This window comes from Lysinibacillus sp. BSL11, assembly GCF_052928325.1.
On the sequence record NZ_JAVGCX010000015.1, the window covers coordinates 114,214 to 140,152 of the forward strand.

General features: G+C 37.5%; 28 protein-coding genes. All 28 read right to left on the reverse strand.

The features are described 5' to 3' along the window. Positions 1–18 precede the first annotated feature (18 nt). The 28 genes from RCJ95_RS18130 to flgB all read right to left on the reverse strand — a co-directional run bounded on the left by RCJ95_RS18130 (position 19) and on the right by flgB (position 24,785). Positions 19–2,091, reverse strand: a complete 2,073-nt coding sequence (locus RCJ95_RS18130) for a chemotaxis protein CheA (protein ID WP_221682753.1) — start codon at positions 2,089–2,091, stop codon at positions 19–21. Positions 2,092–2,106: 15 nt separating this feature from the next. Continuing rightward, positions 2,107–3,261, reverse strand: coding sequence for a protein-glutamate methylesterase/protein-glutamine glutaminase (locus tag RCJ95_RS18135; RefSeq protein ID WP_221682754.1), 1,155 nt, complete (start codon positions 3,259–3,261; stop codon positions 2,107–2,109). Beyond that, the gene (locus tag RCJ95_RS18140) at positions 3,262–4,137 is read right to left on the reverse strand and encodes a MinD/ParA family protein (protein ID WP_221682755.1); all 876 of its coding nucleotides are present in this window, start codon (positions 4,135–4,137) and stop codon (positions 3,262–3,264) included. It lies immediately after the preceding gene. Beyond that, positions 4,134–5,330 (reverse strand): flagellar biosynthesis protein FlhF, encoded by a 1,197-nt coding sequence (gene flhF / locus RCJ95_RS18145; protein WP_446722604.1) that lies wholly within the window; start codon positions 5,328–5,330, stop codon positions 4,134–4,136. The genes RCJ95_RS18140 and flhF overlap by 4 nt, the downstream gene beginning before the upstream one ends. Beyond that, positions 5,327–7,360 carry a flagellar biosynthesis protein FlhA gene (gene flhA, locus RCJ95_RS18150; RefSeq protein WP_221682757.1) on the reverse strand — a complete coding sequence of 678 codons (2,034 nt, stop codon included), beginning with the start codon at positions 7,358–7,360 and terminating at the stop codon, positions 5,327–5,329. The genes flhF and flhA overlap by 4 nt, the downstream gene beginning before the upstream one ends. 23 nt (positions 7,361–7,383) lie before the next feature. After that, positions 7,384–8,472, reverse strand: a complete 1,089-nt coding sequence (gene flhB / locus RCJ95_RS18155) for a flagellar biosynthesis protein FlhB (protein ID WP_048391594.1) — start codon at positions 8,470–8,472, stop codon at positions 7,384–7,386. Position 8,473: 1 nt separating this feature from the next. Next, on the reverse strand, positions 8,474–9,247 hold the full coding sequence (gene fliR / locus RCJ95_RS18160; protein WP_337976169.1) for a flagellar biosynthetic protein FliR: 774 nt from the start codon (positions 9,245–9,247) through the stop codon (positions 8,474–8,476). 4 nt (positions 9,248–9,251) lie between these two features. After that, a complete protein-coding gene (gene fliQ, locus RCJ95_RS18165; protein ID WP_004269285.1) occupies positions 9,252–9,521 on the reverse strand; it encodes a flagellar biosynthesis protein FliQ in 270 nt (89 codons plus the stop codon). A gap of 13 nt (positions 9,522–9,534) precedes the next feature. Then, positions 9,535–10,200 carry a flagellar type III secretion system pore protein FliP gene (fliP, locus tag RCJ95_RS18170; RefSeq protein WP_004269286.1) on the reverse strand — a complete coding sequence of 222 codons (666 nt, stop codon included), beginning with the start codon at positions 10,198–10,200 and terminating at the stop codon, positions 9,535–9,537. Beyond that, positions 10,197–10,880, reverse strand: a complete 684-nt coding sequence (locus RCJ95_RS18175; protein WP_009371154.1) for a flagellar biosynthetic protein FliO — start codon at positions 10,878–10,880, stop codon at positions 10,197–10,199. Before RCJ95_RS18175 ends, fliP begins: the two co-directional genes overlap by 4 nt. Before the next feature lie 4 nt (positions 10,881–10,884). Then, positions 10,885–11,247 carry a response regulator gene (locus tag RCJ95_RS18180; RefSeq protein ID WP_004269288.1) on the reverse strand — a complete coding sequence of 121 codons (363 nt, stop codon included), beginning with the start codon at positions 11,245–11,247 and terminating at the stop codon, positions 10,885–10,887. Between the two features lie 21 nt (positions 11,248–11,268). Continuing rightward, positions 11,269–12,492: a flagellar motor switch phosphatase FliY gene (gene fliY / locus RCJ95_RS18185; RefSeq protein WP_221682759.1), complete on the reverse strand. Its 1,224-nt coding sequence runs from the start codon at positions 12,490–12,492 to the stop codon at positions 11,269–11,271. Continuing rightward, a complete protein-coding gene (gene fliM, locus RCJ95_RS18190; protein WP_004269290.1) occupies positions 12,485–13,480 on the reverse strand; it encodes a flagellar motor switch protein FliM in 996 nt (331 codons plus the stop codon). Before fliM ends, fliY begins: the two co-directional genes overlap by 8 nt. A 31-nt stretch (positions 13,481–13,511) precedes the next feature. Then, entirely contained in the window at positions 13,512–13,940 is a 429-nt protein-coding gene (gene fliL / locus RCJ95_RS18195; protein WP_004269291.1) for a flagellar basal body-associated protein FliL, read from the reverse strand. Further along, the gene (locus RCJ95_RS18200; RefSeq protein ID WP_048391601.1) at positions 13,930–14,151 is read right to left on the reverse strand and encodes a flagellar FlbD family protein; all 222 of its coding nucleotides are present in this window, start codon (positions 14,149–14,151) and stop codon (positions 13,930–13,932) included. The genes fliL and RCJ95_RS18200 overlap by 11 nt, the downstream gene beginning before the upstream one ends. Positions 14,152–14,244: 93 nt before the next feature. Next, positions 14,245–15,213, reverse strand: coding sequence for a flagellar basal body rod protein FlgG (flgG, locus tag RCJ95_RS18205; protein ID WP_274771924.1), 969 nt, complete (start codon positions 15,211–15,213; stop codon positions 14,245–14,247). An 86-nt stretch (positions 15,214–15,299) separates the two neighbouring features. Continuing rightward, positions 15,300–15,668, reverse strand: a complete 369-nt coding sequence (locus RCJ95_RS18210) for a TIGR02530 family flagellar biosynthesis protein (RefSeq protein WP_221682761.1) — start codon at positions 15,666–15,668, stop codon at positions 15,300–15,302. A gap of 15 nt (positions 15,669–15,683) precedes the next feature. After that, positions 15,684–16,376 (reverse strand): flagellar hook assembly protein FlgD, encoded by a 693-nt coding sequence (flgD, locus tag RCJ95_RS18215; protein WP_221682762.1) that lies wholly within the window; start codon positions 16,374–16,376, stop codon positions 15,684–15,686. Positions 16,377–16,378: 2 nt separating this feature from the next. Then, a complete protein-coding gene (locus tag RCJ95_RS18220) occupies positions 16,379–17,650 on the reverse strand; it encodes a flagellar hook-length control protein FliK (RefSeq protein ID WP_221682763.1) in 1,272 nt (423 codons plus the stop codon). 25 nt (positions 17,651–17,675) lie between these two features. Beyond that, positions 17,676–18,284, reverse strand: a complete 609-nt coding sequence (locus tag RCJ95_RS18225) for a MotE family protein (RefSeq protein ID WP_446722605.1) — start codon at positions 18,282–18,284, stop codon at positions 17,676–17,678. A gap of 4 nt (positions 18,285–18,288) precedes the next feature. Continuing rightward, a complete protein-coding gene (gene fliJ, locus RCJ95_RS18230) occupies positions 18,289–18,738 on the reverse strand; it encodes a flagellar export protein FliJ (RefSeq protein ID WP_004269298.1) in 450 nt (149 codons plus the stop codon). Continuing rightward, entirely contained in the window at positions 18,739–20,064 is a 1,326-nt protein-coding gene (gene fliI / locus RCJ95_RS18235) for a flagellar protein export ATPase FliI (RefSeq protein WP_066037836.1), read from the reverse strand. It abuts the gene before it with no gap. 5 nt (positions 20,065–20,069) lie between these two features. Then, positions 20,070–20,858 (reverse strand): flagellar assembly protein FliH, encoded by a 789-nt coding sequence (fliH, locus tag RCJ95_RS18240; protein WP_446722606.1) that lies wholly within the window; start codon positions 20,856–20,858, stop codon positions 20,070–20,072. After that, positions 20,851–21,864 carry a flagellar motor switch protein FliG gene (gene fliG / locus RCJ95_RS18245; RefSeq protein ID WP_193831172.1) on the reverse strand — a complete coding sequence of 338 codons (1,014 nt, stop codon included), beginning with the start codon at positions 21,862–21,864 and terminating at the stop codon, positions 20,851–20,853. The genes fliH and fliG overlap by 8 nt, the downstream gene beginning before the upstream one ends. A gap of 15 nt (positions 21,865–21,879) precedes the next feature. Then, the gene (fliF, locus tag RCJ95_RS18250) at positions 21,880–23,475 is read right to left on the reverse strand and encodes a flagellar basal-body MS-ring/collar protein FliF (RefSeq protein WP_048391617.1); all 1,596 of its coding nucleotides are present in this window, start codon (positions 23,473–23,475) and stop codon (positions 21,880–21,882) included. 120 nt (positions 23,476–23,595) lie between these two features. After that, complete coding sequence (fliE, locus tag RCJ95_RS18255) at positions 23,596–23,901, reverse strand: flagellar hook-basal body complex protein FliE (RefSeq protein WP_221682765.1); 306 nt, start codon at positions 23,899–23,901, stop codon at positions 23,596–23,598. A 26-nt stretch (positions 23,902–23,927) separates the two neighbouring features. Then, a complete protein-coding gene (gene flgC, locus RCJ95_RS18260; RefSeq protein WP_221682766.1) occupies positions 23,928–24,389 on the reverse strand; it encodes a flagellar basal body rod protein FlgC in 462 nt (153 codons plus the stop codon). A gap of 3 nt (positions 24,390–24,392) precedes the next feature. Beyond that, positions 24,393–24,785: a flagellar basal body rod protein FlgB gene (flgB, locus tag RCJ95_RS18265; protein WP_004269305.1), complete on the reverse strand. Its 393-nt coding sequence runs from the start codon at positions 24,783–24,785 to the stop codon at positions 24,393–24,395. Positions 24,786–25,939: the final 1,154 nt, after the last annotated feature.

Genomic DNA, 25,939 nt, shown 5'->3' on the forward strand with positions numbered 1-25,939 from the left:
CTCTCTTATTCATTCACCTTATTTAATTAGTGCGTTGCAATCTACAATTAAGGCTACTTTACCATTGCCTAAGATTGTTGCTCCCGAAATGGCAAAGATATTTGTTAAGTAATTACCTAAAGACTTCAAGACAATTTCTTGTTGGCCAATGAATGAATCCACCACTAAACCAGCAAGTTTTTCACCCTTACGGACGATCACTACTGAGTGGAATTCTTCATCTTGATGCTCTTGACGAGGTACCTCAAAGATTTCCTCTAAGAATACCAACGGTACAACTTTGCCTCGGAAGTCGATTACTTTTTGATTATGCGCATTCATAATCTCTGATGAACGGATAATAGATGTTTCAATAATAGAAGATAGTGGAATTGCATAAATTTCCTTTTCAATCTCCACAAGCATAACTGAAATAATTGATAATGTCAGTGGTAATTGAATTGAGAAGATGGATCCAACATCTTGTGTTGATTCAATTGAAATATTGCCACCTAGTGATTCAATCGTTGTTTTTACAACATCTAAACCTACTCCACGACCAGATACATCGGAAATAACATCTGCAGTTGAGAAGCCTGAAGCTAGAATAAGCTCATTAATTTGTTTATCAGACATTGAATAGGATTGTTCTTGTGTAACAATACCTTTTGAAATAGCTTTAGCTAACACTTTTTCTCGATTTATGCCCGCGCCATCGTCTTCAATTTCAATAAAGACGTAGTTTCCGCTATGATAGGCACGCAATACGACAGTTCCTTCTTCAGGCTTGCCTTTTGCACGACGAGCAGTTGGATTCTCAATGCCATGATCCACAGAATTACGAATCAAGTGAACAAGCGGATCTCCAATTTCATCAATTACTGTACGATCTAGTTCAGTTTCAGCACCAATAATTTCAAGGTTGATTTTCTTATTTAAATCACGTGATAGCTGACGAATCATTTTCGGGAAACGATTGAACACTGTTTCTACAGGTACCATTCGCATTGTTAAAATAATAGTTTGCAAATCACCCATCACACGACTCATACGCTCTACTGTTTCATTTAGTTCACCATGATTTACTTCAGTAGAGATAGACTGCAATCGACCACGATCAATGACAAGCTCTTCAAACAAGTTCATTAAAATATCTAGACGTTCAATATTTACACGAATTGTTTTATTACCTACAGGTGCATGATTTTTGTCAGCCTTGGAAGGTGTAGCTTCTTTAGCAGGCTTTGCAACAGGCTCAGCTTTTGCAGCAGGCGTATTTGTTGGTATAGCAGCTACCTCAGCCACTGCAGTTGCAGTTGCTGCTACTTCTTGCTGCGCTTCAAATACTTTTTCACTAAATTTCCTTTGGTCAATTGTAGTCACAATAACCTCATCAACTTCAGAAACTTTCATTAGCTTTTTCTGCATATCCTCAGCTGTGGTTTTTGTGACAAAAGCTACATAAAATTGTTGATCAAACTGCTCATCTTCTAGCTTTTCAACAGATGGACTTGATTTAATGACATCCCCATCTTTTTCTAAAATCTCAAACACCATAAATACACGTGCTGCCTTAAGAAGGCAATCCTCACGTAATGTTACTGAAATTTCAAAAGCATTAAAGCCTTGTTCAGCCGATTGTGTAATGACTGTTTGTTCAAACGAATCATATTCTAATACACTTTCAACAACCGGTGCAGCAACCGTTGCTACCACCTCTGGTATTGCTTCCTCACCTAGTTCTATACGCTTTAGTTGTGCGACAGTTGAGGAAACATCACGCTTACCATCTCCACCGTTAGCAATATCCATCACCATTTCTTCTAAATGATCAACAGATTCAAATACAACATCTAAAATTTCAGGTGTAACATGAATCTTCTCATTACGGATGGCATCTAAAACATTCTCCATTTTATGGGTTAAATCTGCTAAATCTTCGAAGCCCATTGTGGCAGACATACCTTTTAATGTGTGTGCAGAGCGGAATATTTCCCCAACAATTGCCAAATCATCTGGATTTTTTTCTAATTCTAATAAATGTTCACTACACGCTTGTAAATGCTCTTTACTTTCTTCAATAAACATCTCTAAATATTGATTGACTTCCATAAGAGGACACCCCTTTTAAGGCAAATATTTCATTATTGTTTGTGCAATATCATCTACATCTGCAACTTCATCAACAAGTTGCGTTTCTACTGCTGCTTTTGGCATACCATATACAATGCAAGTTTCTGCTGATTCTGCAATAGCAATGACATTGCCAGTATTTTTTAATGCTTTTAGACCATTAGAGCCATCATGGCCCATACCTGTCATAATCACTGCTACTTTATCAAAATCTTTATATTGACTAACATCTTCAAACATTACATCTACAGAAGGTCGGTGGCCAGATCTTGGTGCTTCTTGATTATCAAGAACAATGCCAAAAGTTGTTCCTACTTTTCTAAGTTTTAAATGATATCCACCGGGTGCAATATAAGCTACTCCATTTTGCAAAATATCGCCCTGTTCAGCTTCTTTAACAGAAATTTCACTTAGCTGATCAAGTCGATTAGCAAGCGATTTAGTAAATCCAGCAGGCATATGCTGAACAATTAATATAGGAGCTTGAATAGACTTAGGAATTTTAGTAATAACCTCCTGAAGTGCACGTGGTCCTCCTGTTGATGTGCCAATTAACACAATCTTCTTTCCTATTTTACTCCATTCTACCATCGGTTTAGTTACGGCTACCTTAGTAGAAACAACATTAGTAGACGTATTTGTTCGTCCATGCTGTTGTGGTTCCTTTATTACTTTACTCACCCTTGTCACTTGTTCTTGTTGTCGTTTACTACCAGAAGGTTTTTTCAATTTGGAAATTGGCACAGTTGCAGCTTGTTCCACTTTGTGCACAAGTTCGTTTTGAATTTTATGTAAATCAAGGGAGATGGTCCCGCTCGGCTTGGCAACAAAATCGACTGCCCCGCCCTCAATTGCTGCAATTGCATTTTCTGTCCCACGTTGAGTGGTACTTGAGAGCATTACTACAGGAACTGGACATTGTAGCATAATTTCTTTTAAAGCATCGAGTCCATTCATTTCAGGCATCTCAATATCCATTGTCACAACGTTTGGCTTCAACGATTGTATCTTTTTGATCGCATCTTTTCCATTTCGAGCTGTTCCAACTACTTCCACCTTCGAGTTGCCAACAAAAAAGTCACTAATTAGCTTTCTCATAAAAGCAGAATCATCCACAACTAAAAGCTTGCTTTTATGCAAAAAGTCCAATTAATCACGCCCTTTCGAGAAAATACTTCTAAGTTTCGATAAAAATTTTTTCGCTGTTTGATCATGTGCATGTATTTCCCCCGCACGTTGCTCCATAAAACGAACGACTATAAGTTGCAATGTCTTTGATATTAATGCGTCTGGATAAGCAAGTGAGAATGGCACTTGCTCGCGCACTGCCTTACGCACAACAGGGTCTTCAGGTAATGAACCAAGAATGATCGTTTCTTTGTCTAAAAAACGTTTCATTGTTAACTGTAAACGTTCATTCGTTTCTATTCCTTCTTCTTTACTGAGAGCGCGGTTACAGAGAATATAAAACTGCTTATCTGGATCTCGAACATGAATATATTTCATCATGGAATACGCATCAGTAATAGAAGTAGGTTCCGCTGTTGAAATGACGATAATTTCATCAATGGATGTGAGTAAATCTAACGACCAATTAGTAGCACCAGCGCCCATATCAAATAAAATATAATCATAGTTTTTTTGAAGTTCTTCAAATGCTTGAATAAGTCTTTCAAACATACTATGAGACCAATCAAGCACACTCGTCATACCTGACCCACCTGAAATATACCTTAAATCGTAAGGCCCTTCAAATATTACCTCATCTAGTAGCTTATTTCCTTCTAAGTAATCTTTTAAACTATAAGAAGCATTTTTCCCAATTAAGATATGGATATTCCCCATCCCAATATCCATGTCTACAATGACAACTCTTTTTCCCTTTTGGGCCAAAGTCATGGCAAAGTTCATTGTGAAGTTACTTTTACCTACTCCACCTTTGCCACTTACAACTGCAATCGCTCTACCTAGTTCGCCTTGCTGTTTCATCATTTTTAAGCGTAATGCTTCAGCTTGGTCTCTCATTTTTCTTCACCTTGAAAAAACAAATTAAGTACTGCTTCTAAATCAGCTTCTTCAATATCTTCTGGTACTTCTTGACCATTCGTATAGTAAGCAAGTCCTTTATTATATTTAATCATTAAATTGATCATTGTGCCAATAGAATTTGTTTCATCAATTTTTGTAAAAATGAATTTTTCAATTGGTAATTGCTTAAATTGATCTACAATATTCTCCATATCCCTTTCTTTCGTTGTCATTGCAAGCACTAAATAAGATTCTGCATGTTCATCGAATTTTATGAGGCGTTGTAGATCATCAACATACTTGACTTCTTTATAATTTCGACCAGCTGTATCAATAAAAACCAAATCTAAATGTGATAATCTCTGGATCGCTTGTTCAAAATCTGTTGCATTGTAAGCAATTTCTACAGGAGCTTGTAAAAGACCAGCATATGTTTTAAGCTGCTCTATTGCCGCAATCCGATAAGTATCTGTCGTAATAAAGCCAATCTTTTTCTTTTTTTCTAACACAGCTCTAGCAGCCATTTTGGCAATGGTTGTAGTCTTACCAACCCCTGTTGGCCCTAAAATGTTTATATATTTTCTTTCGTAGGATAATCCTCCGACTGGAAGAACTTCTAGCTTCTTACGTAGTAAATTTTTTGCTATCAATTTACATTGTGAAAAATTTATTTCGGATGCTTCTTTAAAATGCATAAAAAGCTCATCACCTATCGTTGTGATGAGCTCTTCACTTAGCTCTTGCTGTCTTAAGTATTCAATGAAGGGTAAGAGTTCATCGGGATATTGAGCTTGGGTAGTCTTTTTATGCATCGATTGCATTAATGATTTTAAATCAGCAATTTCTTTTCTCAATTCTTCTGACATGCTAGCATCCTCATGTACTGCTGCTACATCAAGGGGTGGTTCCTGATGTATTTTTGCTTGAATAGCATTTGTAATCTCTTGCAACCTTGCATTTTCTTTTTTTACTACAGGCAGTACAGCTGGTGTTGGTACTGAAGCCACTTGCTGTGGCTCCATTGCATCAATACCCGCAACCACTTCAAAACTCTTCTTTTTTATCATGCCAAAAAATTTCTTTGTGATGACGACTTTTGAATTTAAAATGACTGCGTCCTCACCTAATTCTGCTCGCACTTGCTTCATCGCCTCTGGTATGGATGATGCATAATACTTTTTCATTTTCATTGAACATTCACCACCCCAACACTTTGAATTTCAACCGAAGCATCCAATTCATTATAGGATAGAACCGGAATTTGTGGGAAATAACGCTCCGTTAGTTGTCGTAAATACATTCGAACTGCTGGAGAGCATAATATAATAGCTGATTGCTCCATAAACGAAACACGCTCTACTTCCGCTGCAATAGTTTCTAATACTGTTTGAGAATCTTGTGGGTCCATAGCTAAATAATTTCCGTGATCCGTTTGTTGGATACTATCAGCAATCAATTTTTCTACTTTACCTGAAACCGTAATCACCTTTAATACTGAACTATCCCCAACATACTGCGCTGTAATTTGACGAGCTAATGCTTGACGCACATATTCAGCTAAGATATCCGTATCACTCGTTAATTTTGCATAGTCTGCAAGTGTCTCAAAAATAATTGGCAAGTTACGCACTGATACATTCTCTCGAAGAAGCTTACCCAGTACCTTTTGGATTTCTCCAGTAGATAAAGGTGCAGGTGTTAATTCTTCTACTAAAATTGGATGGGATTCGCGTAAGTGATCGATTAACTGCTTTGTCTCTTGACGGCCTAATAACTCATGAGCATTTGCTCGAATGATTTCAGTTAAATGTGTTGACACCACACTTGGTGGGTCCACAACTGTGTAACCATACATTTCCGCGTCCTCTTTTACTTGCTCTGTAATCCATTTAGCTGGTAATCCAAATGATGGTTCGACAGTATCAATACCTTCAATAGAATCATCGTCGCCAGGACTCATCGCTAAATAATGATCTAGTAAAAGTTCGCCTCGTGCCATTTCGTTCCCTTTTATTTTAATTCGATATTCATTTGGTTGAAGCTGAATATTGTCTCGAATGCGGACTACCGGGATCACGATACCTAACTCCAAGGCAAGCTGTCGACGAATCATGATAACACGGTCTAATAAATCCCCACCTTGAGCGGCATCTACTAAGGGAATTAATCCATAACCAAATTCGAATTCAATTGGGTCCACATTTAATAAATTCACAACATTCTCAGGGCTCTTCATGCCATCAGTAGCCACTTCTTCCTCAATCTCCTGTAATTCCTCTTCATCCTCTGGCTTCTTACGTTCCATCATATAAGCTCCCGCAATTAACGAAAGACCTATTGGCAGCGTTACCCAGTTTGGTATTGGCGTAAATAGCCCTAGTAATACAATGGTACCTCCTGCTACATAAAGCAGCTTAGCTTGAGCAAATAATTGGCCTGTAATGTCTTGACCAAGACTACCTTTAGAAGAGGCTCGTGTTACGACAATCCCTGTAGCAGTCGAAATAAGCAAGGCAGGAATTTGGGATACAATACCGTCCCCGACTGTTAGTTTCGAAAAATGAGTTGCCGCTTCTGCAAATGGAAGCCCCATTTGTACAACGCCAATGATGATTCCAAATAATAGATTGATAATAACCATTACCATTGAAGCGATGGCATCCCCTTTTACAAATTTCGTGGCACCATCCATTGCACCGTAAAAGTCCGCTTCCCCTGCAACTTTTTCACGTCGCTCGCGCGCTTCTTTTTCGGAAATAATCCCCGCATTTAAGTCAGCATCAATACTCATTTGTTTACCTGGCATCGCATCAAGTGTGAAACGTGCCGCTACTTCTGCTACTCGTTCTGCACCTTTTGTTATAACAATAAACTGAATTAACACTAGAATTAAAAAGACAACTAAACCAACAAGAATATTTCCTCCAACTACGAAATCACCAAAAGTTTCAACGACCGAACCTGCATCTCCATTTGCTAAGATGGCACGAGTTGTGGAAACACTTAGTCCTAATCGGAACAAAGTTAATAGTAAAATCACCGAAGGAAAAATGGAAAAATCCAATGCTTCTTTCATACTCATTGCTGTGAGCAGTACAATTAATCCTAATGTAATATTAATGACAATTAAAAAACTTAACATCCACGGAGGAAGAGGGATGATGAGCATCGCAACGATTAAAATAACCGCACCTAAAACCCCAATATCGCGAACTTTCATTTGTGTCCCTCCTACAAAAAGCCTTAAATTTTTCGCTTAATACGATAAACATAAGCGAGTATCTCTGCTACTGCTTTGAAAAATTCTTCTGGTACCTGATCGCCTATTTCTACCTGGTCATACATAGCTCGTGCTAAAGGTCGATTCTCAACCATTATTACATCATGTTCTTTGGCGATCAGTTTAATTTTTTGAGCAATAAAGTCTGTCCCCTTCGCAATAACACGAGGGGCATCCATACTGTCCTCATTATATTTGAGGGCAATTGCATAGTGAGTAGGGTTGGTAATTACTACATCCGCACTCGGAACCTCTGACATCATACGTCTCATCGCCATCTCACGTTGGCGTTGTTTGATTTTTGATTTGATTAGGGGGTCACCCTCACTATTTTTATATTCATCTTTAATATCTTGTTTAGACATTTTAAGATTTTTTTCATACTCATGTTTTTGATACATCCAGTCTAAAACGGATACACAAAGTAATACTAAAGAAGCCGCTATACCCATAATACCAACAAGCTTCCCTACCGTAATGAGAGTCATCCATGGACTTTTAAACGATAACGCCAAAACTTCTGGTAAGTTTGACCAAATAATAATTGTTGTAACACTTCCGATAAAACCAATCTTTAAAACAGACTTTATTAACTCCACAATGGCTTTGACAGAAAATATCTTTTTTAACCCTTTAATAGGGTCCATCTTTTTCAAATCAAACTTCATTGGCTCTAACGTAAAAAGAAAACCAAATTGCAAAAAGTTACCTGCAAGTGCTCCGACAAATGCAATTGCCATAATTGGTACAATGATAAAAGCCATTTGAATCAAAGTTTCTGTAAATAGGTGCATCACACTATCAATAGTTAGTGATTCGATGCGTATGTTATGAATAAAGGTTTGCCTGAAAAAAGCTAATAGCTCGTCACGCAAAGAGCCTGCAAAGAAAAACAAAAAGATAAATACCATTAACATTACAATGGCACTAGAAATATCTTGACTCTTGACAACTTGTCCTTTTTTTCGAGCATCCTGTCGTTTCTTAGGGGTTGCCTTTTCTGTTTTTTCACCCGCAAAAAATTGTAGCTCTAAATTCAGTAGTAGTCTCATATTATCCACCACCTAAAATGGCCATTAAATCACGCATCCCATAAATCATAATCGTAATAAGCTTTTGAATAACTTGAATCATAACGGCCATCATTGTAAATAACACTAAAAAACTAACACCAATTTTAATAGGAAAACCGACAACAAATATGTTTAATTGCGGTACTGTTTTTGCAGTGATCCCTAAAGCTAAATCGACCAAGAATAAGGTCGCTACAACAGGAGCAGCCATCTGGAATGCTATGGCAAAGACTGCTGTGAAAGTTGTGATAATAAATTGAGGAAAGTTTTCGTTCATAAAACTAGGGAATTGATCCATCGGGAAAAATTGATAGCTGTAGTAGATTCCATTAAGAATCATATGATGGCCATCAATCGCTAACAATAAAAGTAGTGCTAGTATATTAAAAAACTGACCGATTAATGGACTTTGAGCACCTGTTTGCGGGTCAATTATATTGGCAATGGCAAAACCCATTTGAAAATCGATAAAGCTTCCTGCAATTTGAATTGCGGACATGATGATATAGCCCATTAGACCAAGTAAAAGTCCAACTAGTGCTTCTTTCATCACTAATAATATGTAAACATCATTGAATGCAAATGGCTCAACATCAATTGTATAGTACATCATCCAAGCTAAAACCAGTGCGAGAGTAATTTTGACTTGAGGTGGAATGGTTCTATAGGAAAAAAAAGGAACCGTTACAAAAAAGGCTGAGACCCGTACAAGTACTAATAAGAAAACCGTTAAATGCGGAATTAATTCATTCATGTACTCACCCTATATAACGCGTTAAATTCTCAAATATGTCTCTCGCATAGCTTGTAACTTGAGATAGCATCCAAGGGCCAAAGAATACGATGGCCACTAAGACAGCAATAATTTTTGGTACAAATGCTAACGTTTGCTCTTGTATCGAAGTTGTGGCTTGAAAGATACTTACCGCTAAACCCGAGATTAAAGCAACTAATAGTAGCGGACCGCTTGTTAGAAGGATAATCATTATAGCACGCTCTGCAATGGAAATAACCAACTCACCTGTCATACTGTATCATCCCCTAAAAACTTTGTAGTAACGATTTCATAACGAGATACCAGCCATCAACCAATACAAATAATAATATTTTAAATGGCAATGAAATCATTACTGGCGGTAACATCATCATCCCCATCGACATTAATGTACTCGCGACAATCATATCGATCACAAGGAATGGAATAAAAATCATAAAACCAATTTGAAATGCTGTTTTAATTTCACTTAAAGCAAAGGCAGGTACAAGCATAGTCAGTGGGATTTCCTCCACTGATGCTGGTTTGTCTGCTTGATTATATGTTAAAAACAAATCAAGATCTTTTTGCCTAGTATGTTTACTCATAAACTCTTTAAATGGCACACTAGCACGGTCATAGGCTTCTTCTATACCTATTTCTTCAGCAAACAATGGTTGTAATGCCTCTTTATTGACCTCTTGAAAGGTTGGTGCCATGATAAAAAATGTTAAAAATAGTGCCAGCCCAATGATTACTTGATTTGGGGGCATTTGCTGTGTTGCCAATGCTGTACGCACAAAGGATAAGACTATGACTATACGAGCAAAGGATGTCATTAAAATTAAAATACTTGGTGCAAGTGATAATACTGTTAGTAAAAGTAAGAGCTTTACAGATGTAGAGACATTCGTTGGATCGCTGTTGGAAAAAATATTGATTAAATCATTCATTTACCATCCTTCTCCTTCTGCTTCCATCTCTCTATCTCATCACTACGCTCCTGTTTTATTTCGGATAGCTTTTTTTCGAATAGATTGCCAAATGAATCTTGCTTTTGCTGCTCATTTTGCACCTTCGCGCTATCTTTTCTCTTAAACTTAGAAAATACTTCTGCAATATACGGTGATGTTGCTGCAAATTCTTGCCTTTCGTTATATAGGGCTAATAGAGCTTCAACTTCTTCAGGGTCTGTAATTTCTCGTAAGAGCTGAACGTCTTCTCCGACCCCAACTAAATACAATGTTTTACCTACCTGTAAAAGCTGAACTGACTTTTGCGCACCTAACGATAAACCGCCTAAATTTTGTACCATTTGATTACGTTGGAAGTTTAAATTTCGTTTATTTAAAAACTTCATCAATCCATAAAATAAAGCTACAACAAAAATAAGCGCCAAAACCATTTTTATGTATTCCCATGCAGATATATCTCCAGCTGCTGTTACAGTTGTTTCTTGTTTAGCAGCTGGATCAGTCGTATCTCCATTACAAGCTTCTGGGTCTTTAATGCAATCCGTGACACTATTTGTATCAGCGTCTGCATAGACAGAAGTCGGTGTCGGGTACAAAAACAGGAAGGATACAAGAAATGCGAAAATCATCGTTAAACGAAATGATTTTAACATTTTCATGCAATCATCCTAGCGCTTTTTGAATCGCTTCAATTACACGATCTGCTTGGAAAGGTTTTACGATAAAGTCTTTCGCACCAGCTTGAATCGCATCGATTACCATTGCTTGTTGCCCCATTGCTGAACACATGATTACAGTTGCACTTGGATCTGTTCCCTTAATTGCTTTAAGAGCTGCAATACCGTCCATCTCTGGCATTGTGATATCCATTGTTACTAAATCTGGTTTTAGTTCATTGTACTTTTCGACAGCTTGTAAACCATCCGCTGCCTCTCCAACAACTTCAAATCCATTTTTTGATAAAATATCCTTGATCATCATGCGCATAAATGCAGCGTCGTCTACAATCAAAATTCTTTTAGACATGGTTAACTCCTCCAATTGAAACTATCTTAAATTATTTAAACGCTCTGCTTGACTTAAAACATCTGTAATACGGACACCAAAGTTTTCGTCAATAACAACGACTTCCCCTTTAGCAATTAAACGACTATTGACTAAAATATCAACCGGTTCTCCTGCTAATTTATCCAGTTCAATAATTGAACCACTTGATAGTTCTAAAATCTCTTTAACAGAACGTTTCGTACGTCCTAACTCTACAGTAACTTGCAATGGAATATCAAGTAGCATATTTAAATTTCTAGCTTCAGATTGAGAGATTACATTTGAATCGAAGCTAGCAAACTGTGCTTGTTGCACATTTACAGGTTGTGCAGGTCTTGCCGGTTGTGTAAATTGTTGTGGCTCCTGATAAATCGGTTGCTGCATCTGTGCTGACTGCTGTTGATAAACTGGTTGTTCAGATGGTGGTGCTACAGGTATTTGCTGTTGAACAGGCGGTGGTGTAACTGGTGGAGCCTCAGGTGCAATAGTTGCTGCCACAGGTTCCTCAAACACTCCTGTTTCACCTAATAATGATTTTACAATATTTTGACTAAATTTAAGCGGTAATAATTGCATTAAATTCGAATCAATTAAATTACCAATTCTTAATCTAAATGAAACTTTCACCAGCAAATCGTCTTCTGGAATATTTTCTCGACCTTCATCTTGCGAGATGTTCATTAAATCAATTGTCGGTGGAGAAATATCTACTTTTTTGTTGAAGACTGTCGACATAGATGTAGCAGCTGAGCCCATCATTTGATTCATAGCCTCTTGAACAGCACTTAGCTGAATTTCACCTAAGTCTGGCTTCGGATTTAATCCATCGCCACCTAACATTAAATCTGCGATAATTGCCGCATCAGATTGTTTAATTACAAGTAAATTCATACCTGTCAAACCAATTGTATATTCAACTTGTACAGCTACATATGGATGAGGAAATTCCTCTTCTAATTTATTACGATTAATCATTGAAATACTTGGAGTTGTTATATCTACTTTTTGACCCAATAATGCTGAAAGAGCTGTGGCAGAGCTACCAAAGGATATATTGCCTACCTCTCCTAATGCATCTTGTGCAAACGAATCAAGGTAATCCTCCACTCGTATCTCATTTATTTCTTCATTTGTTGAAGCATCAGTGTCGTTGTTTTTATCTCCCAACGTCTCGCCCCTTAATAGCGCTTCAATTTCTTCTTGGGAGAGCATTTCATCACTCATCTTCGTCTCCTCCTTTCAAAGGGTCGATAATCTGGATTGCTAATTTTTTGCCCTTTTTACCTGGTTGAACAGTGAACTTCGGCAATGTACCTACTTTTAGTAGTAATGGCGCTTCAATTTTTTGATCTAACTGTATGACATCTCCAACTTGCATTGTTAGGAAATCTTCAATGGTGATGTCCGTTAATCCTAATTCAACTGAGAGTGGTAATTGGGCTTGTTTCACACGTGTTTCAAGCATTTTTGTTTGCTCTGGTGACATCTCTTTCGTATTGGTTTGCATCCAATAGCGAACCGAAAGATTTGGAACAATTGGCTCCAATACAACATGCGGAATACAAATATTAATCATACCGCTTGTCTCACCAATTATCGTATTTAACGAAATAACGACAACCGTTTCATTAGGTGAAATCATTTGTAAAAATTGTGGATTTACTTCAAGTTCCACTAATATTGGATCAATTTCCGCAACATTTTCCCATGCTTCGCGTAAATTGTCGAATGAGCGTTCAAAAAGGTTTGTCATAATTTTTGTTTCAATTTCCGTTAGGTTATCTACATTACTATGACTTGCCCCACTACCGCCCATTAGGCGATCTAACATCGAATAGGCAATGTTCGGATTAATTTCCATCAATATATTACCATCTAATGGTGGCACTTCAAATACATTAATGAGTGTCATATTTGGAATGGAACGAACAAACTCTTCAAATGGTATTTGGTCTACTGATGCAACCGTAATTTGTACATAGCTTCTAAGCTGTGCAGAGAAAAAGGTTGTCAATAGTCGTGCGAAATTTTCATGTATTCGGGTCAAACTTCGGATTTGATCTTTTGAGAAGCGAAGTGCTCGTTTAAAATCATAAACTTTAACCTTACGTCCCTCGTCCTCTTTTTTTATGTCATCCGCTGACATTTCCCCTGTCGATATAGCGGAAAGCAGCGCATCTATCTCGGATTGAGATAACACATCTCCTGCCATTTGCCCACCTCCAATTCAAGCAGTTTCTGTTTTATTGAGTAATGAAGGAGGTAAAATATACTTCCTGAACTTCTCCCTCTTGCATCAACTCATTTAATCTTGTTTTTAATGATTTTTGGAAAATTTGTTTCCCTTGCTTACCTTCTAAGTCCTTTTGCTCCATTTCAGAAAGCTCTTGAATGGCGATGTTTTGCACTTGGAAAACGCGCTTTGTTAATTCTGCAGCAGCATCTTTGCTTGTCGTTTGAATTTTCAATGACAAGCGAACAACTCTTTTATCTGCTAGATTTGTCGTGATCTCTGGTATCTCCACTGTAGCCTCTACAATCTCATCAATGGACGGCTCAACAGCTCCTGTGGGTTTATTAAATTGCGTAAGCAATACAAACAAAATAACCCCAATCAGAATGACTGCTACTAGTAAAATAATAATCATTGTTAGCATTTTATTATTCTTCATCTTCTTCACCTCGTAGATGCGGGTTGGATAGTATTTGTATATTGTTATAAAAGGCAGTTACCTTTTGTCGCACCTCATCTTCACTCTCTAAAACAATTAATTTTGTTCCAGTTGTTAATGTAATAGTCGTATCGGGAAATGATTCGACTGTTTCTATGTATAAAGCATTTAATGTAAATGCTTTGCCATTTAGACGTGTTAGTTCAATCATGAATTAGGGCCGGGTCTAGCATGAGAGCCGGCCCGACCCTCCCTCATATGAAAATATGTTTGTTAAAACGTCCCTTTTGAAAGGACTATATTATTATCGTTTTAAGTTTACTAGCTCTTGTAATATTTCATCAGATGTTGTGATGATACGCGTATTTGCTTGGAAACCACGTTGTGCAACAATCATCTCAGTAAACTCTTCAGACAGGTCTACGTTCGACATTTCAAGTGAACCTGCTATCGGTTTACCTAAACCTGCTTGACCACCTGCTTGTAAATAAGGTTCTCCAGAGTTTGCTGAAACTGTATAGTAATTACCGCCAACTTTTTCAAGACCACCTGCGTTGGAGAATTTAGCCATTACCAATTGACCACCCCATTTCAAGTCTCCATTTGCATCAACAAAAGTAACTTGACCGTCTGGTGCAATACTCATTGATTTTGCATCAGTTGGAATACGGATCCGTCCCCATTCTCCACTGTTTTCTGTTGCAGCTGTTGGTAAACCCCAAGTGCCATCAACATTTAAATTCTCACTTGTTACTTCATCCAACTCCGCTGGTGCCTCGAAGTCAGTAGACATTAAATCTAAATCTTCGGAGCTAGCAGCCGCAGAACCCATTAGATATTTACCATCAGCGTTAACTAGGAAACCTTGTTCATCCATATAAAAATTCCCTGCGCGTGTATAGAGAGTATTTGTAAATGGCGTTTCACCTGTTCCTTCACCAGTTCCTGATACTAAATCACCTACTATGAAGAAACCTTCCCCCTCTATAGCTAAATCTAGTCCGCGTCCAGTATATTGTCGCGATCCTGGATTGTGAATAGTATCGATAGATGCAAGTTCTGCCCCTAACCCAACTTGTTTAGGGTTAATACCTCCTATAGTACCTGAAGGAGCAGAAGCACCAGCTGATGTTTGCGACATTAAATCTTTGAATATTACTCGACCTTTTTTAAAGCCATAAGTGTTCACGTTGGCAATATTATTACCAATCACATCTAGCTTTGTTTGGAAGTTTTTAAGACCTGAAATACCTGAATACATAGAACGTAACATATGTTTTCGTTCTCCCTTCGTTTTATATAGGTGAGCTTCTATCAATCAGCATCACCAAGGCTTCCTTACGTAAGAAGGTCCAGCCTTTAAAGCACAATCGTGCCATCAATATTTGTAAATAACTGCTGTTTTGCTTCCGTGCGATCCATTGCTGTAATGACAGTAGCATTTTTAGCACTGACAATTAAAGCTGCTTGATCCATCAAGACTAATGGTTGTTTGACACCTTTTGAGTGTGCTTCAAATACCTTATCCGATACAACCTGCCATTCTTGTTCAGTGATATTAATTTTACGCTCAATAATACGTTCATTCGCATGCTTGCTCACCTTTAGCTCTTGTTTAGAAGCTTCCTGTAAATGAGCCTTAAACGATTGTTGTGTATTGATTGGCTTAGGCTGTGTTGAGCGAATAGATGGATGCAAGGGTACACGATGAATTGAAAATTTATCCATCACTTTTCTCCACCTTTATTCGCTAATCACTGTAAAATCTTTATCTGTTAGTCTTTTATCATTATCTAGTACATAATTAATGACCCCATCTTTATTGGAAACAGAGACGATTCGTCCTTTTAGTTCTTGGTCACCGTCTTTATACGTTACATTTTTACCAATCAATTGGCTAGCTTTCACTAATGGAGATTCAGGTACATTATTATTGCCATTTGAACTAGAGTCGCTAGCTCCACCTAAAATACCAGATATATTACCAGGAGCAATCTCTTTCCCATCAGTTAATTTGAAAACAACATTCCCATCTACAAATTTAAGGGATTCGATGACGCCTGTTCCTTCATTAACCACAGGATTACCTTTTTCATCTTTCTCCTCTGTAATCTCATGCCATTTGACTTCTTTGCCAATAAAAGTTGTATAACTCATCATCTGTGTTTGTTGCTGAGATGCTAGTAAAGATTCCATTGCCTTTGTCATATTTTGCATTTGCTCTAAAGAAGAGAACTGCGCCATTTGAGAAATAAATTCTCGATCATCCATTGGATTTGTTGGGTCCTGATGCTGTAATTGTGTAATTAACAATTGTAGAAAGGCATCCTTACCAAGCTCACTATTGCCTGTTTGTTTCACTGGCTTCTGATAATTTGAGTAATAAAAATCATCAGTTATAGCCGGATTTGTCACTTTCGTAGTAGTATCTGCCATTGTTACACCTCCTCACTTATTAAATAGTCACTAAAGGACATTCCTTCATCTTCGTCATCACTTTTTTGATCCTGTTCTTCGTCCTGTTGTTGTTTAAAGAAATTATTGAAGAAGCTTTGATCACGTTGTTGACGATCGGCATCTTGTAATGATTGTGCAATATCAAGGCGATCTACTTGTATATTTTGCTGAGCAAATGCCTGTTTTAGCTGGTGTGCTTGACTATCAAGCAATTCACGTCCATGAGCTGTAGAAGCCAGTAAACGTGCTGTAAGGACACCATCATTTTGTACAAGTTCAATACGAACCGTCCCTAGATTTTCTGGATACAATTTTATGGTTAAACGTGTAATACCTTGAGCATTCGAAATCTGCGCTCGATTGATAATGGCTTGCATTTCTTTTAGTAAAGCTTCTGATTGAGCAGGCTTAGCCGTTGGTAATGTTACATGGAATGTGTCTGATTTCGTTTGTACAGTTTGTGGCGTAACCATGTCATTTGTAGTTGTTTCACTTTGTTTCATCATTTGGACTTGCTGAACAACTTGCTGGAAGCCTTGTAATGGCAATGTAACAGGTGTTTTAGTTGTTGTTACCTGCAAAGTTCCTACCTGCGTTTGTAATGACGTTAATAGGCTCTTCACAGTCGTTAACAGATTTTCTTGGGATGCTGTTAAGTCTGTCTTTTGCCCTACTAATTGCGCTAATTTCAACACTTGGAGAAGTTGTGTTGCCTCTTTTGGTGTCACTTGACCTTCGCCTTGTAAAGCCGTGCTTATATTCGCCTGTAGTACAGGTGCTTGAGCATCTACTAATGTTAAGAGCTCCCAAACATCACTTGCTTCCTTTTCTTCTCCTAGTAACTGGTGGACTATTTTTTGAAGCTGCTCTTCATCAATCCCTAAAGCATTTAAAATATTTTCTAAATGAAGCATTTCATCCAGTGCCACTGCCTTACCGTCTTCTCCAAGTTGAAGCATTAATAAGCCATCATCGTGAGAAATCCCTAGTAAATCTAGTACTTCCTCCATTGAGTCAGCATTTAATAACGCTTGTAAATCCGCAAGTTCATTTGATGATGTTGTTTTTGATGATTGGGTTGTTTGAGTTGAAGAAGTTAATACTTGCCCAAAAACAGAACCAAAATTTGATAAATTTTCTTTCTTCGGTGTACTGTCTATTTTTCCTTCAGCGTTTCCAATTGTTGTTGACTTTGTTGCTGCAGTTTTAGTAGGTACTGTTTTATTAATCATTTGCATCATTGCTACATCCACTATTTTTCACCTCCTTTCAATTATCCTACTGTTTAGCCATAAGCTCCGAATATTTTGCTGCATCTTTTGCATCCATTTTCTCTAAAATAGCTGCTAATTTATCTGGCTTTAAATTCGTTAAAATCCGTAGTGCTTCTGTATCACTCATATTGATTAACACAGGTGCCGCAGCTTTCGGCGACATCTTATCAAATGTTGATAAAATATCGTTAAAGTCACGCTTCACATCGTCTTGTTCACGATTTAATTTTTCAATTTCAAATTGAAGCTGTTCCTTTTCTGTCAGCAGCTTCTCTTTTTCAGTAATTGTTGAATCTAATTTTTTTTGAAGCTGAGTAATCTCGGCTTCTTTTTCTTGTACCTCTGCCTGTAAACTCACTATTTTAGAGTCGTTATTAACGACAGCATCCTTTGCTTGTTGTTCTTCTGAGGGGATAAAAGGTAAACTACCTATTGCCTTTTTTCCTAAATCAAAGACATTTGTATTCATTAAAGTTGCCACAACAAGCAAAACCGCTACTACAAACATAATCGGCAGTACAATCCAAGTAAAAAACTTAAGAAAGCCCCCAGATTTTTTCTTTGGTTGCTCTTCTACTAACTCTGTTGCTAATCGATTGTCTTTCTTTGCCATGAAATCACCTGATTTCTTTCTTGTTATACGTTTGTAATGAAATTTCATCTAAAAAAAGGCTTTCTATACGATCTTGCTCTTGTTGGAAATGCTTAAAATCCTTTTCTCTCATTTTTTCAAATTTACGTACTTCCAAGTTTTTTTCTAATAGTTTTTCTTCGTGCCAATTCATCTTAGCACGAGCTTGTATCACTTTCTGTTGTACATCTGCAATTGTTTTTTCGAGACTATCAATAAAACGACTATAATGATGAATTTCATCTATGGATGAACCAACCATTAAACGCTCCTGCTGAAATGTAATTAAATCTTCTTTCTTTTTTAGCAAGTCATATAATTTCGTTGCTATTTCTTCAAAAGAACGGACAGATTCCTTATAAGCCATTTCGGTTTCGTTTTTTTCTTGCTCGCGAATAGTTAACACTTTTTCAAAACGATACACATAACTGACCATCTATTTCGCACCACCGTTCGATAATGTTATTAACTCATTGACACTTTCTTCAAGTGTCACTTTATCTAAGTAACCTTGTTTAAGATAAGCAGTAATGAGCGGTTCATAATGAATTGCTTCATCAATCTCTTTAGAGGTTCCTCTTTTATAAGCACCAATATTGATCAAATCCTCTGATTTGTCGTAAGTATAATAGAGTTCTCTTAATCGCTCAGCAGCTTTCTTATGAGTTGGCTCTGCAACATGATTCATCAAACGACTCACACTTTTCAAGACGTTTATGGCTGGATATTGCCCTTTGTTGGCAAGATTTCGATCCAATACAATATGACCATCTAATATCCCTCGCACAGTATCCGCAATGGGTTCATTCATATCGTCACCATCTACTAAAACAGTATAGAATGCTGTTATAGAACCCTTTTCATTGGTGCCTGTACGTTCTAGTAATTTAGGCAATATCGCAAAAACCGAAGGCGTATAACCTTTTTGTGCTGGTGGTTCTCCTGTCGCAAGTCCAATTTCACGTTGTGCCATAGCCACACGTGTCACGGAATCCATCATCAGCATGACATTTAAGCCTCGATTTCTAAAATATTCGGCGATTGCTGTTGCTGTAAATGCCCCTTTAATCCGCATTAATGCTGGTTGATCGGATGTGGCTGCAACAACAATCGATCGACTTAAACCTTCAGCACCCAAATCACGTTCGATGAATTCCCGAACCTCACGACCACGCTCGCCTATTAGCGCAATGACATTCAAATCTGCTTGTGTATTTCTTGCGATCATACCCAGTAAAGTACTTTTACCTACCCCAGAACCAGCGAAAATACCAACACGTTGTCCATTTCCAACTGTTAGCATACCGTCAATAGCCTTAACTCCCACTTCAAGCCTTTCATTAATTGGTGGACGAGTTAGTGGGTTTGGTGGATCTTGCTCTGTAGGGACTGTCATGAGACCTTTAGGTAATAGAGTGCCATCAATTGGATTCCCCATAGAATCCAATACTTTGCCGATTAACTCAGGACCCACTTTTACTTCCAGTGGGGCTCCCGTCCCTTCGACAAGGCAGCCAATAGATATTTCACGTAAGGAGGTAAAAGGCATCAAGACGACTATTTCATCTTTAAAACCAACGACCTCTGCTAAAATAATCTGGTGACCGTGATTTACAGTTTCAACATGAATTTTACAGACATCACCTATAGAACTATCTGGACCTTGCGACTCAATCATTAAGCCAACAACTCTAGTAACCCTACCAAACTTTTTAAAAGTTGGGATATGCGGAATTTGTTCAATTAATTGAGCCGCTTTCATCAAGATCATTCCTTACTCTCTAATATTTCATGTAACTTTAATCTAAGTGCATTTAATTGCTCATCGATACTAACCATAATTCGCCCATGATTTGTTTCAATATAGCAATCTGTCTCATTATCTAAATCTTCATTTACAAAAATCATAAATGGTACGTCTATTGGGAACATTTCTGCTAATTCATCTCGGTTGGTCGTAATTAAAGCATAATAAGCTGGCGAAACATAAATTTTAATTTCCTTCATTTCTCTTGCTTCTTTCAGCCCTCTACGCACAATCGATACAAATAGTTCGTTATCCTGTTCTAACGAAATACCAATAATTCTTTCTGCAGCAGTTAAACCTAACTCTAAAATTACCGCTTCTTGATCCTCAATATATTTTTGAGCATTTTCTTTCGCTAACATCATTATTTCGTTCGCTGTTTGAAGTGACTGAGCCATTGCTTCAGTGGCCTTATTCACGCCATCTTCATAGCCTTGTCCAAATCCCTCATCATAAGCTTCTTGAACACGATTGGGTCTCTCTTCCTCCCAACTTAGCTTTAAATGTTCAATCTCTTGAAAGTGTCTATGCTTTTCCTGTTCAAACATCTCTCGTTCAGCTTGCAAAGCAGTTCTTGCTTCAGTAAGTAAACGATCTCGCTCTGCCACGACTTCATCCAACGTTAATTGATGCTGAGGAGGTCCTTCTTCTTGATATTCTTCCACCACTTCAAACATATCACGAATCTGTATTTCTTTGACATTATCGCTATCAGACTTAGTGTAAATAGAACGGATGATTCTAGACAATGACGTCATCTCCTCCACCACGAGCAATAATAATCTCTCCAGCATCCTCTAGACGACGAATAACAGCAACAATACGAGATTGTGCCTCCTCTACGTCACGTAAACGTACAGGTCCCATAATTTCCATTTCTTCTTTAAATGTTTCAGCCATACGTTGTGACATATTACGGAATATAATATCTTTTACCTCTTCACTTGATACCTTCATTGAAAGCAGTAAGTCTTCGTTTTCACAATCACGAATAACACGCTGAATGGAACGATTGTCGAGTGTAACAATATCCTCAAACACAAACATACGTTTCTTGATTTCCTCTGCAAGTTCTGGGTCTTGTATTTCCAGTGCATCGAGTATCGTTTTTTCTGTTTGTCGATCTACTCCATTTAAAACTTCAACGACTGCATCAATACCACCAGTTTCTGTATAATCCTGCGTAACGGTTGATGATAATTTACGCTCTAACACAGATTCAATTTCGCTAATCACTTCTGGTGAAGTCGATTCCATGACCGCTATACGTTTAGCAATGTCAGCTTGTACTTCCTGTGGTAAAGAAGATAAAATAACCCCTGCTTGCCCTGCCTCTAAATAAGAGAGGATTAGGGCAATTGTTTGAGGATGTTCATTTTGGATAAAGTTAAAAATTTGCGATGGATCAGCTCTTCTAGCAAAATCAAACGGCCGTACTTGTAAAGAAGATGTTAGTCGATTGATGATTGTTTGTGCTTGTTCTACGCCAAGTGCTTTTTCTAATACTGTTTTTGCATAGCCAATACCACCTTGTGTGATATAGTCCTGCGCGAGAGCAATATTGTGAAATTCTTCAATAATTTCTTCTTTTACATTTGATTCTACTTTTTTAACACTTGAAATTTCTAATGTTAAACGTTCAATTTCTTCCTCTGTTAAATGCTTATAGACAGAAGCTGAAACTTCAGGCCCTAATGAAATTAACAAGAGAGCGGCCTTTTGTTTTCCGGTTAATTCTTTATCTTTCTTGGACACAGCCGAACCTCCTAGTTAGTCTTCAGCAATCCAACTACGCAGTAACTTTGCAAAATCGTCTGGCTTTTCTTTGGCCATTTTTTCTAGCTGCTTACGACGCATTGTAGCTTCCGTTTCAATTTCTTCATTAATATCATCAACCATTAATTCTTCTTGTTCTTCTAGGATACTTAACTCTTCTTCTTCCTTCGCACGTTTACGTGAACGGATAATGAAGAATGCTAGTAATAAGATAACAGCTAACAAGATACCCCCGATAACCCAAACCCACCATGGAATGATTGGTTTTTCATCAGCTACCTCTGTTGCCTTACCGTATAATGGTTGTACAGATACCGCCACTTTTTCATCGATCTGCTCTTGAGTAAGTTCTGCTGCTACGTCTTTGGAAATTGTTGTACGTACAATTGTACTTAAAATTTTCTCAATATCTTCTCGAACACCATCTGGTAATGACGCTGCGTCAGTTGCTGTCGGTGGTTCAACAATTACTTGAATCCCAATATCCTGAATTTTATAAGGAGCTTCTTGAATATCCTTACGTATACGGTTCACGTCATTATTAATCGTCTCTTCCGTACGTTCATAATCACCATTTCCTGCTGTACCTTCATTATAAGTTGTGAAGTTATCAGTAGTTGTTTCAGCTTCAGGTGTTCCAGCAGCGGCAGCTGCTCCTGTACCAGAATATTGCTCTGTAATTCGCTGAGCACTTATGGCAATACCTTCCATATTTTCTTCATCAACAGGTGTCACAAGATTTTCTTCACGATTTTCTTTCTTGAAATCAATATCCGTTGTGACAGAAACCATTACTTTATCTTGTCCCATCAACGTTCCAAGCATATTTTGCACTTGACGTTGTAGATCTCGTTCTACCAATTTCTTCATTTGTAATTGGCCTTCAGCTGTTGTTGTGGAAGTACCATCAGCTGTTGCTGCATTCAGATCAAAGTACTCTGAAAATTGGTTAGAGATCACGATATTTTCAGTCTTTAAATTCGGAATACTTTTTGACACTAAATTGTACATTGTAGTTATTTGCTGTTCTGTAAATTTATAGCCAGGATCAGTATTTAAAACGATAGATGCGGTTGCCTCTCCTTGAACATCCGTTACGAATACACCTTCCTCAGGAACAGTAATCATCACTTTTGCATCTTTTACGCCTTCCAAATTTTTGAAAAGTTTAGCAATTTCAGTTTCAGTAGCTGCTTTTTTTAATAGGTTAAATTCATTATCAGTCATACCAAATCCTGAACTATTAGCAAATGAGTAATCGATTGAACCTGTTTGCGGATATCCCTCTGAAGCTAATTGCACTAATAAGGAGTCAACTTGCTCTTCTGGCACTAAAATAGATGTTCCACCTGGAGCAATTTGATAGGTCACACCTTGGGAATCTAGCGCTTCCTTTACCTGTCCAATTTCCCGTGTTGATAAATCTTTATAAAGTGGAACATATGTAGTTTTGGAAGCAAAAAATGTCACAATTGCTGCTAATGCGATTACACCTACCACGGAGCCAATCATAACTATTTTTTGCTTTTTACTTCGACTTGTCCAAAATTGACTGGTGTCGTTTTTTATTTTTGTCAATCGTTCATTCATTATGAATCCTCCGGTTATAGTGAATAACCTAGCCATCAATAATTTGCGAACATAATGAGCCACACTAAGTGGTGGTTGTTAATCTATATTGAAAAGAGGTTACTTATCTTTTCAATAAAATTAAACACTCATGCGCATTATTTCTTGGTAAGCTTCAATCACCTTATTGCGAACTTCAATTGTTGCGTTTAGGGTAATGCTTGCCTTTTGCGAAGCAATCATCACTTCATGCAACTCCACATTTTCACCTTTAATTAGCTTCTGAGTAAACTTATCAGAAGTTATTTGTTGATCATTTACTTTTGCAATTGCTTCTTTTAACGAGTTCGCGAAGCTTTGTTGCGCTTCATAAGGTGTAGCATTCAGTTTATTCGTGTTATTTACAACCTGAGTAGGTGTCATTAGCGAAATGGACGAAATGGCCATGTATGTATCTTCCTTTCTACTTAAATTTATTTACCAATCTCTAAAGCCTTTGTAAGCATGGATTTATTCGCATTAAATACAGTTATATTCGCCTCATAAGAACGAGTAGCCGACATTAAATCAACCATTTCTTTCAATGGGTCGACGTTGGGCATGTTTACATAACCATCTGCATTTGCATCTGGATGAGTTGGGTCATATACAAGTTTGAAAGGTGTTTCTTGATCTTCTGAGATTCGAGTAATTTTCACACCATTACCAACACCACTTTTTGCATTTTTACCTAGTGCTATATTCAAAAAATTTGAAAATTGTCCTTCTTCTGCTGACAGCGTCACGGACTTACGTCGATATGGTTCCCATTCCCCATTTACTTGACGAGCGCGAGTTGTATCCATGTTAGCCATATTAGAAGAAATAACATCCATACGTAAACGCTGCGCTGTTAAAGCGGAGGCAGTGGTATTCATCCCATGAAAAATAGACATCTATTACTTACCTCCTTTAATAACAGTATTCAATGTGTTTAATTTCCCATTAACACGATCGATTAGAGCATTATAATAAATTTGATTCTCTGCTAATTTCGCTTGCTCAGCATCCATATCTACAGCATTCCCATTGTTTCTATATCGCAAGTTCTCAACAATATTGACACCTGGTGTAGCTTGTCGAAACGTGAAATCATAATGTCTATTATCAGTGCGGTATGCAGAAATAGCTATGCTCTTCTGCTCTTCCAACATATCCTTAAAACTAACATTTTTCGCCTTATAATTAGGTGTATCGACATTCGCGATATTATTTGCGATTGTTTTATGATTTAAAGTGGCATAGGAAAGTCCATTTTCCAGGCTACTAATAGTTCCTCCAAATAAATTCAAAACTGTTCACCTCATTTTATTTAAAATCTATGTACTTGTTAATTTATCCAATAATACAATTGTAATTAAGATGATACCTAGTGTCTATTGTCTTTTGTCACTTTTTAATAGTCTATACGCCCTATTTTTTCTCCCCCTTAACCATGACAAAACTTCCCCATCCTTTGTGTCTCTAGGCTTCAGTAAAGATTAATAATCATCTAGTTATTTTACACCATTTCGACAGTGTTTACGATTTTATTGTGAAAAATGCCTTTTTATGAGGTTAATCGCCTTTTTTAATCCTTTTAAATAAAGGTCCCTTTTTACTAGTTCGATCACTGTAGGAGTATTTTTTATAGAGTGACCATAAGTTTATTCACCATTATTCCAAAGTAACATACCAACATTTTTTATATGCTAATCGTCGTGACAAATTATCGAACATTTTTAGGATAAAAGCAACGAAATCCATGTTTTTGTATTAATACTCTAAAAAATAAGTGCCCTAAAATTTCGAAAATACACAAAAAAACGTCTATATTTACCATAGACAGCATCATAGTTTTGAAAAACAATACATTTTACGAAAGATGAAAAAGGCTTTCATTCCACGCTACATACTTGCCACTACACTTCTCTCTCACTCAGTTTAAACTTCTTAAGCAGGTGTTGTTTAAAGTACAAAACTACCGCTCTGTTTAAAGTCTCCCCTTTCTCACAAGGGAATCAATTAGCCTTCTACTCCACCGTTCTACATTAAAAGCAAAAATTACGATCGCTAGTCTGAAAGGTCACTTTTCCTCATGGTCGACTAACGGATTCATTGTCCACGCCTCTGGAATGGTCGATGACGAACCCTAATGCACCCCCTCACCTTTCTAAAAGGTCTTTTTCAAATTATCTACTTCAACAACATAAAAAGGTCTATGTTTACCATAGACGCTTGAGACTGTAGACAAACTCAATGAATTTTGAGTTTGCCTACAGTCTTTTTTCTTTTACAATAAAATAAAGTAAAGCCGTTGATTTCCACTACGGGCGGACGCTTTCCGCGGGCGGGGTCGAGCTGCTTCCCTCGCTTCGCTCAGTCCAGGATCTCGACTTTCCCGCTTTTCCCGCAGGAGTCGCCACCCTTCGTTCCAATCAACTTCTACATAAAGAATTCCTTATTC

Bases quoted from the DNA above. Each gene is read 5' to 3' on its own strand.
- RCJ95_RS18130 (WP_221682753.1), bottom strand. From the start codon at position 2,091: ATGGAAGTCAATCAATATTTAGAGATGTTTATTGAAGAAAGTAAAGAG.
- fliL (WP_004269291.1), bottom strand. From the start codon at position 13,940: ATGAAGAATAATAAAATGCTAACAATGATTATTATTTTACTAGTAGCA.
- fliM (WP_004269290.1), bottom strand. From the start codon at position 13,480: ATGGCAGGAGATGTGTTATCTCAATCCGAGATAGATGCGCTGCTTTCC.
- flhA (WP_221682757.1), bottom strand. From the start codon at position 7,360: ATGAAAGTTCGCGATATTGGGGTTTTAGGTGCGGTTATTTTAATCGTT.
- flgG (WP_274771924.1), bottom strand. From the start codon at position 15,213: ATGTTACGTTCTATGTATTCAGGTATTTCAGGTCTTAAAAACTTCCAA.
- flgD (WP_221682762.1), bottom strand. From the start codon at position 16,376: ATGGCAGATACTACTACGAAAGTGACAAATCCGGCTATAACTGATGAT.
- flgC (WP_221682766.1), bottom strand. From the start codon at position 24,389: ATGTCTATTTTTCATGGGATGAATACCACTGCCTCCGCTTTAACAGCG.
- RCJ95_RS18210 (WP_221682761.1), bottom strand. From the start codon at position 15,668: ATGGATAAATTTTCAATTCATCGTGTACCCTTGCATCCATCTATTCGC.
- flhB (WP_048391594.1), bottom strand. From the start codon at position 8,472: ATGAGACTACTACTGAATTTAGAGCTACAATTTTTTGCGGGTGAAAAA.
- fliQ (WP_004269285.1), bottom strand. From the start codon at position 9,521: ATGACAGGTGAGTTGGTTATTTCCATTGCAGAGCGTGCTATAATGATT.
- fliJ (WP_004269298.1), bottom strand. From the start codon at position 18,738: ATGGTCAGTTATGTGTATCGTTTTGAAAAAGTGTTAACTATTCGCGAG.
- fliE (WP_221682765.1), bottom strand. From the start codon at position 23,901: ATGGCCATTTCGTCCATTTCGCTAATGACACCTACTCAGGTTGTAAAT.
- RCJ95_RS18140 (WP_221682755.1), bottom strand. From the start codon at position 4,137: ATGAGAGACCAAGCTGAAGCATTACGCTTAAAAATGATGAAACAGCAA.
- fliP (WP_004269286.1), bottom strand. From the start codon at position 10,200: ATGAATGATTTAATCAATATTTTTTCCAACAGCGATCCAACGAATGTC.
- RCJ95_RS18180 (WP_004269288.1), bottom strand. From the start codon at position 11,247: ATGTCTAAAAGAATTTTGATTGTAGACGACGCTGCATTTATGCGCATG.
- flhF (WP_446722604.1), bottom strand. From the start codon at position 5,330: ATGAAAATGAAAAAGTATTATGCATCATCCATACCAGAGGCGATGAAG.
- RCJ95_RS18175 (WP_009371154.1), bottom strand. From the start codon at position 10,880: ATGAAAATGTTAAAATCATTTCGTTTAACGATGATTTTCGCATTTCTT.
- fliF (WP_048391617.1), bottom strand. From the start codon at position 23,475: ATGAATGAACGATTGACAAAAATAAAAAACGACACCAGTCAATTTTGG.
- RCJ95_RS18200 (WP_048391601.1), bottom strand. From the start codon at position 14,151: ATGATTGAACTAACACGTCTAAATGGCAAAGCATTTACATTAAATGCT.
- fliR (WP_337976169.1), bottom strand. From the start codon at position 9,247: ATGAATGAATTAATTCCGCATTTAACGGTTTTCTTATTAGTACTTGTA.
- fliI (WP_066037836.1), bottom strand. From the start codon at position 20,064: ATGAAAGCGGCTCAATTAATTGAACAAATTCCGCATATCCCAACTTTT.
- RCJ95_RS18225 (WP_446722605.1), bottom strand. From the start codon at position 18,284: ATGGCAAAGAAAGACAATCGATTAGCAACAGAGTTAGTAGAAGAGCAA.
- fliY (WP_221682759.1), bottom strand. From the start codon at position 12,492: ATGAGTGATGAAATGCTCTCCCAAGAAGAAATTGAAGCGCTATTAAGG.